This window comes from Streptomyces sp. NPDC002564 (assembly GCF_042889645.1).
Classification (GTDB): Bacteria; Actinomycetota; Actinomycetes; order Streptomycetales; family Streptomycetaceae; genus Streptomyces.
Map to the genome: position 1 here is coordinate 229,573 of NZ_JBIARE010000004.1, position 8,167 is coordinate 237,739.

The following is an 8,167-nucleotide window of genomic DNA, read 5'->3' on the forward strand; positions in this document are numbered from 1 at the left end:
CATGAGCCGCGAACAGCGCCTCGCGCAGACCTTCGTCGAGGTGGCGGACACGCTCCTCGACGACTTCGACGTGCTCGACCTGCTGCAGCGGCTCGCGACCCGCTGCGTCGAGCTCCTGGGCGTCTCGGCGGCCGGGATCATGCTCGCCGACGTCCACGACGAACTGCAGATCGTGGCCGCGTCGGACGAGCACACCCGGCTCCTGGAACTGTTCGCGCTCCAGCACGCGCAGGGCCCCTGCGTCGAGTGCTACCGCAGCGGCCGCCCCCGCACCGACATCGACCTCACCACCGCCGAGGCCCTCGCCAACTGGCCGCGCTTCACCCTGCGCGCGCGGGAGACGGGATACGTCACCACGCACGCCATCCCACTGCGGCTGCGCGGCCGGGTGGTGGGCGCGCTCAACCTCTTCCAGAACACCGGCGCCGCGCTGGAGGAGAGCGAGATCTCGCTGGCGCAGGCCCTCGCCGACATGGCGACCATCGCGATCCTCCAGCAGCGCTCCCTGGAGCAGTTCCACCTGGAGAACACGCAGTTGCAGTCGGCGCTGGACAGCCGGGTGATCGTCGAGCAGGCCAAGGGCGTCCTCGCCGAGCGGTGGAACGCGACGCCGGACGAGGCGTTCGAGGTGTTCCGCGACCACGCCCGCACCGCGGGCCTGCGCCTGTCGGAGCTGGCCGCCCGGATCATCGACGGCGACTTCGACACCTCGGCGCTGCCCGCGCCCCCGCGCACACAGGGCTGAGGCCCGCCGGCCACCCGGCGGGCCCCGGCCCCCGTCCCGCCCGCTCAGTGGTGGAAGCCCGGCACCTCCGGCGCCCCGGTCGACCCCTTCGACAGGCGCTCCACGGCCGCCCGCAGGTCCCGGGCCAGGAGCATGATCTTGTCGTGGCCGATGCCGTGCCGGACCAGGACCCGCTGGACGACCGTCTCGTGGCGCTCCGGCGGCAGCGGATAGGCGGGCACCTGCCAGCCCCGGGTGCGCAGTTGCTCGGTCAGGTCGTAGAGCGTGAAGCCGGACGGGGGCCCGCCGTCGGCGAGGGTCCAGGACACCGCGGGCAGCGCGCCCCGGCCGTCGTACAGGAGCGTGAAGGGGCCCATGTCCGCGATCTCGTCGGCGAGCGCCCGCGCGCTGGCCGCACACGCCTCGTACACCTTGCGGTAGCCCTCGTGCCCCAGGCGCAGCAGCGTGTAGTACTGCGCGACGATCTCCCCGCCGGGGCGGGAGAAGTTGAGGGCGAACGTCGGCATGTCGCCGCCGAGGTAGTCGACGCGGAAGACCAGGTCCTCGGGGAGGTGGTCGGCCGAGCGCCAGACGATCCAGCCGACGCCGAGCGGCGCCATGCCGTACTTGTGCCCCGAGGAGTTGATGGAGACGACCCGGTCCACCCGGAAGTCCCAGACGAGGTCCGGCTGCAGGAAGGGGGCGACGAAGCCGCCGCTGGCCGCGTCCACGTGGATCGGCACGTCCAGGCCGGTGTCCGCCTGGATCGCGTCGAGTTCGGCGGCCAGCTCGGCGACGGGTTCGTAGTCGCAGGTGAAGGTGACGCCGAGGATCGCGACGACCCCGATGGTGTTCTCGTCGACGTACTCGCGCAGTTGGTGGGGGCGCAGGCCCGTCGCGCCGGGCTCCAGGGGGACCTGGCGCAGCTCCACGTCGAAGTAGCGGGCGAACTTCTCCCAGCACACCTGCACCGGGCCGCAGACCAGGTTGGGCCGGTCGGCCGGTTTGCCCGCCGCCCTGCGCGCCTCGCGCCAGCGCCACTTCAGCGCGAGCCCGCCCAGCATCCCGGCCTCGCTGGACCCGGTGGTGGAGCAGCCCATGGTGGTCTCCTGCGCCGGGGAGTTCCACAGGTCGGCGAGCATGTGCACACAGCGGGACTCGATCTCCGCGGTCTGCGGGTACTCGTCCTTGTCCACCATGTTCTTGTCCATGCACAGGTCCATCAGGTGGTGCACCTCGGGCTCGGCCCAGGTCGTGCAGAACGTGGCGAGGTTCTGCGAGGAGTTGCCGTCGAGCGCCAGCTCGTCCTTGACCATCGCGGCCACGGCGCGCGGATCGGAGCTGTGCTCCGGGACCCGGTGCGCGGCCAGCGTGCGCGCGCTGATCGGCGTGCTGTAGACGTCGTCGTACGCCTGACGGGTCCCGGATGACACCTTGTGCAGCCCCACGATGGCGGTCCCTTCACCTCAAAACGGACGTGATCGGACTCCACCTTCACAGACGGCGCCGAAGATGCGGGTAAAGGCGCGAGTCGCTCGGACGGTGGAATTGCCCGCTCCGGGGGCGGCGACGGCGCACCTTCCGGCGCGCGGAACCGTTTGAGAGACCGTGAACAACACCAAGCGCATGCTCGCCTCCCTGACCCTGGCGGCCGCCGCCGTCGCCGCTGCCGCCCCCGCTCACGCCGCAGGCCAGTGGGCCAACGAGGACAACGGCGGCGTGGGCCACGCCGTCGGCAAGACCCTGGCCGACCCGACCGGCACGAGCAAGGAGGTCCTGGACGCGGGCAAGACCGGCCTGAGCGTGGCCGAGACCGGCCTGCAGTCCGTGCAGACCGGCACGCAGGCCGCCGGCGGCCGATAGCCCGTCTTCACCGGCGTCACCGGTACCACCTGCACCACCTGCTTCACCGCTGTCACCAGTACCACCTGCTTCACCGACCTCACTCGCTCCACCTGCACCACCTGCACCGGCATCCCGGGTCCCCTCCCCGGCGGTGCCGGTGCCACTCCTCCGGCGGCCCGTCCCAGGACACCGGCGGGGGCGCGGAGGAGGATGGGACCGTGCTGACCGTGCTGGTGCTGGTGGGGCGACAGCAGGCGACAGAGCTGATCGCCCGGATCGAGAGCGTGCCCGACGTGTGCGTCCTCTCGCACACCCACGACAGCTCGCTGGCCCTGGCCCGCGCCCGCGTCCTGCTGCCCGACGTGCTGGTCATCGACCTCAGCGCCGTCTTCTCCGGCGACGCCGCCGCGGTGGTCCACCGGGCGCGCGGGCTCGGTCTGCCGAGCGAGCTGGTCGTGCACGCGGGCGACGCGGTGATCGGGTCCGTCTCCCCCGGCGGCGGCACGGCTCCGGCGGGCGGCGACGAGCCGGGCGGCCTGGTCCGCACCCTCGCGGAACTGTCCCGCCGCCAGCTGTCGCCGTAGCGCCCCGCACTCCCGTACGGCCCGGGATCAGGCGCGCCGGAACAGGTCCCGCGGCTCCCGGTCGGCACGTGACCGGGCCTCGGCCGGGTCCGGCGGGCGGGGGATCTCGCGCTCCTGGGTGCGCCACTGGTCGACCAGGGCGTCGTAGATGGGCGTGGCGGATGCGGTGTCCCGCGGCTCCCCGTCGGGAGGGTGAACGTTTCTGCTCGCGTCGGTCACGCCCTGCCCAACGACGCCCGCCCCTCCCGGCTACGCCCCCCTCCCCCCCTCAGCGGGGACCATCCGGCTCAGGACCGCGGAACGCTCCGCTCCGCACCGCGGCGGCTCTGCAGGGTGCGGGCCAGGCGCGGCCCCAGCCGCTGCTTGAGCCAGCGCAGGGCCTGCAGCCGGCCGACGGCCTGGTCCAGGTGGAAGTAGAGCTGCGGGGGCACATAGGGGAGCAGCGGCGAGTGGCGCTGGCCGAGCAGGGCGAACATCTGGTGCGGCTCGAGACCCATGTAGCGGGGCAGGTTCTCGTACCACTGGGCGCTGTGCCGCGCCGCGCTCTGCACCGAGAGCAGGGCCTGCTTGCGGTCCCGCTCGTACGCGGCGAGCGCGGCGGGGATCCGCGCGGGCCCCGCGGCGGACTCCAGCGCGCGGGCCAGGCCCATCGCGTCGCGCAGCGCCAGGGTGGTGCCCGCGCCGATGGAGTAGTGCGTGGTGTGGGCCGCGTCGCCGATCAGCGCGAGATTCCCGTACGACCAGGCCTCGTTGGTGACCGTGGGGAAGGCCTGCCACTGGGCGTGGCTCTCGATGTCCGTACGCCCCAGGAGCGGATGCCCGTCGAGCAGGCCCGCGAAGAGCTTCTCCAGCAGGCGCAGACAGTCCTCGTTGCCGAGCCGGTCGAAGCCGAGTCCCTCCCAGGTCGCGGCGGAGCACTCCACGACGCAGGTGCTGTGCTCGGAGCTGAACCCGTAGGCGTAGCACCAGATCCAGCCGTGCCCGGTCTCCACGAAGGCGAAGGTGAACGCGGTGAGGACCCGGGTCGTGCCGAGCCAGATGAAGCGGTTGGCGCCCGTGCCGACGCGCGTGCCGAACTGCTCCGCGTGCTCCGTGCGCAGCCCGCTGTGCGCGCCGTCCCCGGCGACGACGAGGTCCGCGTCCGGCAGGTCCGCGCGCCCGCCGATCTCCTTGCCGAACTCGATGCGCACCCCCAGCGACCTGGCCCGGTCGGCCAGGATCATCCGCATCCGGTGGCGGCCGATGGCGTGCCCGGGGTCGCCGTCGTGGGCGGTGGTCCGGTCGCCGACGTAGGCGAACCCGCCCCGCCAGGACACGGACCCCGCCTCGATGAGCCGCGCGGACTCGGGGTCGTGGGCGTACAGGTCCCGGAGCAGGTCCGGCCAGTACGTGACGCCCCAGCCGTAGGTGGTGCCGGCCGCGTGCCGCTCGTGGACCGTGACCTCGTGGGCCGGGTCCTGGAGTTTGGCGAGGACGGCCAGATACAGGGAGGCAGGCCCTCCGCCGACGCAATCGATCTTCACGCGCGCTCCTGGTTCTCTGCGGGAGGGGCCCCAAGGTATGTGCAGGCGGAGCACGCGGCCCGAAGGCCGCGCAGGTGTCGCGGCGCGCGGTCCGCCGTTCGCCACGCACGCGGGCCCGGTGGGACGCGGTGCCGCACGGGCGATGAGCCGCGCTGCGGACGGTCGGGTGAATTGCCGCGCCGATGCGCCGACAGTTGACGGCGGCGCACGGGCGGCGCATTGATCGTCAGATATGACTGGGCCCGCTCCCACCCCCTGACCGAGGACGGACCCTCGCATGCACCGTACGAAGCGACGCCCCGCCGCCCTGTCCCTGCTGGCGGGCGCGGCCTGCGCGCTCGGCGCCCTGGCCGCGCCGCCCGCCGCGGCCGACACGTCCGCACCCCCCGCGGCGGCGAGCCCGGCCCGCGACCACGGGCCGGCGCCGCACGGCTACGCCGACGAACCACCCGGCGGCTACGGCGACGAGACGTCCGCATCCCCGTCGACGGGCCCCGCACCCGGCCCGCACCCGCCCGCCCAGGAGGCACCCGGCCACCCGGACCGGCAGAACCCCGAGTCCGGCACGGCCCCCGAGGACGGCGCGGCCCCCGACGGCCCCGGCGGCGACACCCCGGGCGGCTACGGCGACGCGCCGCCGGGCCCCTCCGCGCCCGGGGCACCCGCGCCGGAGCCGACGCTCGCGGCGCCCGTGCCGACCGCACCGGCGCCGCCCGCCGGACCGTCACCCACCGCACCGCAGCCGTCCGTTCCGGCCAAGCCTCCGACGTCCCGACCGTCCACCGCACCCCCCACCGCACCGGGCCCCGGCGCGACGCCCACCCGCCCCGGCACCGTCGCCCCGCGCCCGCCGCAGCTCGCCGAGACCGGCCACGACCAGCGCATCCTCGCCGTGGGCGGCGCCGCGGCCGTCCTCGTCGGGGCCGGCGCCTGGCTCACGCTCCGCTCCCGGCGCATGCGCCGCCGGTGATCGCCGCGCCGGGCCCGCCGACGGCCGGGCGGGCGGGTGTCAGCCGTGCGGTGCCCTCGACGGGCTGACGGCCAAGCACGGATCCTGTATACCCGCAGAGAGCAGATCGCCCCGGCCGGTCCGGCCGCGCCGGGCCGGTCCCCGACGACGGCCCCTGGAGGTGCGATGGGCACGCCGCCCCGCCGACTGACCATCGTGGGCCTCGCGCACTCCGACGTCTGCGCCGTGATCAGGCTCAGCGGCGAACTCGACCAGGCCTCCGAGAAGTTCTTCATGGACACGCTGGGCGGCCTGGTCGACGCCGGCCACCGGCACATCATCCTCGACGTGACCGCGCTGACCTTCTGCGACTCCCGCGGCCTGAACTGCCTGCTCGCCCTGCACTGGCTGCTGCGGCGCAGGACCGGCGACCTGATGCTCGCGGGCGTCGGCCGCAGGCTCGGCATGCTGCTGGAGAACAGCGGCAGCACGTCGCTGTTCACGGTGCACACCTCGGTCGGCCAGGCCCTGCGCTCCCTGCCGGAACCCGCCCGCCCGCACTGGCCGCCGCCCGCCGAACGCAGCACCGGCGAGGGCGTTTCGCCCCCGGCCTAGCGCCTTTCGCCCCCGGGCCCGGGGCCTGCCCGGCGGACGGGCCCCAGGTACGCCAGGCGGCTCACCCGGGATGCGCGCCGGGCCCGGCACCAGTGAGCTGGCGGACATGGAACAGGACATAGCGAACGCGGCACAAGGGGCCACCACACGGCGCCGCGCTCTGGGAACCGTCGCTGCGCTCCTGGTGGGCGGAGCACTGCCGCTGACCGCATCCGGCGCCGTCGCCCACGCGGCCGACGCCGCCCGCCGGTCCGACCACGACCTGCCGTACGCCGACGACGACGTCCCGTACGCCGACGACCCTCCCCACCCCGAGGACCACCCCGAGGAACCCCACCGGCACGCCGACGGCGACGTCTGCACCGGCGGCTACGACGCCGGCTTCGAGGACGCGCTGCGGGACGCGGACGAGCGGCTCGGCCCGGACGAACTGCGCGGCCTCCCCGAGGGACCCGCGCCGCGCTACGCGCTGCCGCTGCGCCGCGGCTTCCGGGTCAGCGCCGCCTACGGGGTGCGCGGCGACTGGCTCGCCGGGCACCACACGGGCATCGACCTCGCCGTCCCGCAGGGCACCCCCGTCTACGCGGTGGGCGCCGGCACCGTGCTGGTCGCGGGGTGGTCGGGCGCGTACGGCAACGCCGTGACGATCCGGCTGCCGGACAACCACTACGCCCTCGTCGCGCACCTCTCGCAGGTCTTCGTCCGGGTGGGCGCGCGCGTCTCCGCCGGGACCCTGCTCGGCCGCAGCGGGGCCACCGGACGTGCCACGGGCCCGCACCTCCATCTGGAGGTACGGGCCCAGCGGGGCTACGGCTCGGACATCGATCCGGTGGGCTACCTGGCCCGGCGCGGGGTGCGGCTGCTCTGAACCGCACCGGCGCCGACGGCCGCGCGGCTCACTGGACGGCGGGCAGGGCGTTCGTGACGGGCGCCACCAGGTCCGTGAGCTGGTGCAGCTGGTTCAGCTGCTGCAGGCCGCCGAGCTGGCTCTCGACGCCCGGCACCTTGCCGCGCTGCTCCTCGGGGAGGTTGCTCTCCCCGAGGGTGTCGAGCGTGCTGACGAGCGAGGGCGATGCCGTGTCGTGGGAGTGCTGCGGGGCCGCCTGCGCCGCGGGGGTGGCGAGGGCCGCGGCTCCGGCGGCCAGCGAGACGGCGGCGATGAGTCGTCGTGCTGATGTCATGTCCTCAGAAACGGCTGAGGCTCCCGAAGGTCACGGGTCGCGCACCGCCCTCACCCGGGAAGCTCAGTCCGCGCGCCGCCCCGCCGGGACCCGGTGGCGCCCGCGCGTCGGCCACCCGGCCGGGCTATTTGTCCGACAGAGCGTCAGCCCGTACGTATGCCCAGGTCAAAGCCGCGCGAGCCGCCGTTCGTGCACACGTGCGGCGGGCGCACGGATCCGCTGCCCGCGCGCGGGCGCCACCGATCCGGGCCAGCTTGGGTGTGCGCGCGACACACCCCGTGCCGCCGCGCTCCCGTTCCTCGAAAGGAATCTGTCATGCGCAGCTTCGCCAAGGCCGCAGCCGTCGGTGCCCTCGTCGCCCCCATCGTCCTGGGCGGTGCGGGTCTCGCCGTCGCGGCGCCGAGCAGCGACGGGCCCGCCTACGAGAAGGCCCAGAACGCCGCGAACGCGAACGGCGGTTCGAGCACCAGGACGGTCAGCGGGTTCACGCCGGACGGCAAGGCCTACTTCCACACCGTGACCCGCACCGCGGGCCCGACCGGCGCCACGGGCAGCGGCACGGGTTCGCACTCCTGACCGAGGTGCGGGGCGTTCGGCCCCTGTGCTGAGTCTGCGTGGCAGTACTGAGACGGGGGGGGGGGGCCCCCCCCCCCCCCCCCCCTGGTTTTGTACACCGGCGGTGTATCCCCCGGAGAACCCGGGATTAAACAACACGAGGCGGGGTGTGTTGTATGTTTTTTAGAAAA

General features: G+C 74.4%; 11 protein-coding genes. 7 read left to right on the top strand and 4 right to left on the bottom strand.

Going from position 1 to position 8,167, the window contains the following annotated elements; genetic code table 11:
* Position 1: 1 nt before the first annotated feature.
* Positions 2–745, top strand: a complete 744-nt coding sequence (locus ACFYXE_RS16210) for a GAF domain-containing protein (RefSeq protein WP_389312881.1) — start codon at positions 2–4, stop codon at positions 743–745.
* Between the two features lie 44 nt (positions 746–789).
* Here ACFYXE_RS16210 and ACFYXE_RS16215 read toward each other — a convergent pair whose 3' ends face one another.
* A complete protein-coding gene (locus ACFYXE_RS16215) occupies positions 790–2,172 on the bottom strand; it encodes a glutamate decarboxylase (protein ID WP_389312883.1) in 1,383 nt (460 codons plus the stop codon).
* A 160-nt stretch (positions 2,173–2,332) separates the two neighbouring features.
* Here ACFYXE_RS16215 and ACFYXE_RS16220 point away from each other — a divergent pair, with 160 nt between their 5' ends.
* Together ACFYXE_RS16220 and ACFYXE_RS16225 are read left to right on the top strand one after the other, a co-directional pair.
* Entirely contained in the window at positions 2,333–2,587 is a 255-nt protein-coding gene (locus tag ACFYXE_RS16220; RefSeq protein ID WP_361169056.1) for a hypothetical protein, read from the top strand.
* 200 nt (positions 2,588–2,787) lie between these two features.
* Positions 2,788–3,153: a hypothetical protein gene (locus ACFYXE_RS16225; RefSeq protein WP_361169053.1), complete on the top strand. Its 366-nt coding sequence runs from the start codon at positions 2,788–2,790 to the stop codon at positions 3,151–3,153.
* Between the two features lie 27 nt (positions 3,154–3,180).
* Here ACFYXE_RS16225 and ACFYXE_RS16230 read toward each other — a convergent pair whose 3' ends face one another.
* Both ACFYXE_RS16230 and ACFYXE_RS16235 read right to left on the bottom strand, forming a co-directional pair.
* Positions 3,181–3,372, bottom strand: a complete 192-nt coding sequence (locus tag ACFYXE_RS16230) for a hypothetical protein (RefSeq protein WP_361169050.1) — start codon at positions 3,370–3,372, stop codon at positions 3,181–3,183.
* A 68-nt stretch (positions 3,373–3,440) separates the two neighbouring features.
* Positions 3,441–4,676 (bottom strand): FAD-dependent monooxygenase, encoded by a 1,236-nt coding sequence (locus ACFYXE_RS16235; RefSeq protein ID WP_389312886.1) that lies wholly within the window; start codon positions 4,674–4,676, stop codon positions 3,441–3,443.
* A 277-nt stretch (positions 4,677–4,953) separates the two neighbouring features.
* On the opposite strand from ACFYXE_RS16235, the gene ACFYXE_RS16240 reads away from it, so the two are divergent.
* The 3 genes from ACFYXE_RS16240 (at position 4,954) to ACFYXE_RS16250 (ending at position 7,108) form a co-directional block, all read left to right on the top strand.
* Positions 4,954–5,646, top strand: a complete 693-nt coding sequence (locus tag ACFYXE_RS16240; RefSeq protein WP_389312889.1) for an LPXTG cell wall anchor domain-containing protein — start codon at positions 4,954–4,956, stop codon at positions 5,644–5,646.
* Between the two features lie 165 nt (positions 5,647–5,811).
* Positions 5,812–6,240: an STAS domain-containing protein gene (locus ACFYXE_RS16245; RefSeq protein WP_389312891.1), complete on the top strand. Its 429-nt coding sequence runs from the start codon at positions 5,812–5,814 to the stop codon at positions 6,238–6,240.
* Between the two features lie 106 nt (positions 6,241–6,346).
* Positions 6,347–7,108, top strand: a complete 762-nt coding sequence (locus ACFYXE_RS16250; protein WP_389312893.1) for a M23 family metallopeptidase — start codon at positions 6,347–6,349, stop codon at positions 7,106–7,108.
* A 28-nt stretch (positions 7,109–7,136) separates the two neighbouring features.
* On the opposite strand, the gene ACFYXE_RS16255 is transcribed toward ACFYXE_RS16250, so the two are convergent.
* On the bottom strand, positions 7,137–7,421 hold the full coding sequence (locus tag ACFYXE_RS16255; protein WP_361169035.1) for a hypothetical protein: 285 nt from the start codon (positions 7,419–7,421) through the stop codon (positions 7,137–7,139).
* 315 nt (positions 7,422–7,736) lie between these two features.
* Here ACFYXE_RS16255 and ACFYXE_RS16260 point away from each other — a divergent pair, with 315 nt between their 5' ends.
* Positions 7,737–7,997, top strand: coding sequence for a hypothetical protein (locus ACFYXE_RS16260; protein ID WP_361169032.1), 261 nt, complete (start codon positions 7,737–7,739; stop codon positions 7,995–7,997).
* Positions 7,998–8,167: the final 170 nt, after the last annotated feature.

What these genes read in the sequence shown, in the direction of transcription:
- ACFYXE_RS16210 (WP_389312881.1), top strand. Translation starts at nt 2, where the DNA reads ATGAGCCGCGAACAGCGCCTCGCGCAGACCTTCGTCGAGGTGGCGGAC.
- ACFYXE_RS16240 (WP_389312889.1), top strand. Translation starts at nt 4,954, where the DNA reads ATGCACCGTACGAAGCGACGCCCCGCCGCCCTGTCCCTGCTGGCGGGC.
- ACFYXE_RS16245 (WP_389312891.1), top strand. Translation starts at nt 5,812, where the DNA reads ATGGGCACGCCGCCCCGCCGACTGACCATCGTGGGCCTCGCGCACTCC.
- ACFYXE_RS16250 (WP_389312893.1), top strand. Translation starts at nt 6,347, where the DNA reads ATGGAACAGGACATAGCGAACGCGGCACAAGGGGCCACCACACGGCGC.
- ACFYXE_RS16255 (WP_361169035.1), bottom strand. Translation starts at nt 7,421, where the DNA reads ATGACATCAGCACGACGACTCATCGCCGCCGTCTCGCTGGCCGCCGGA.
- ACFYXE_RS16260 (WP_361169032.1), top strand. Translation starts at nt 7,737, where the DNA reads ATGCGCAGCTTCGCCAAGGCCGCAGCCGTCGGTGCCCTCGTCGCCCCC.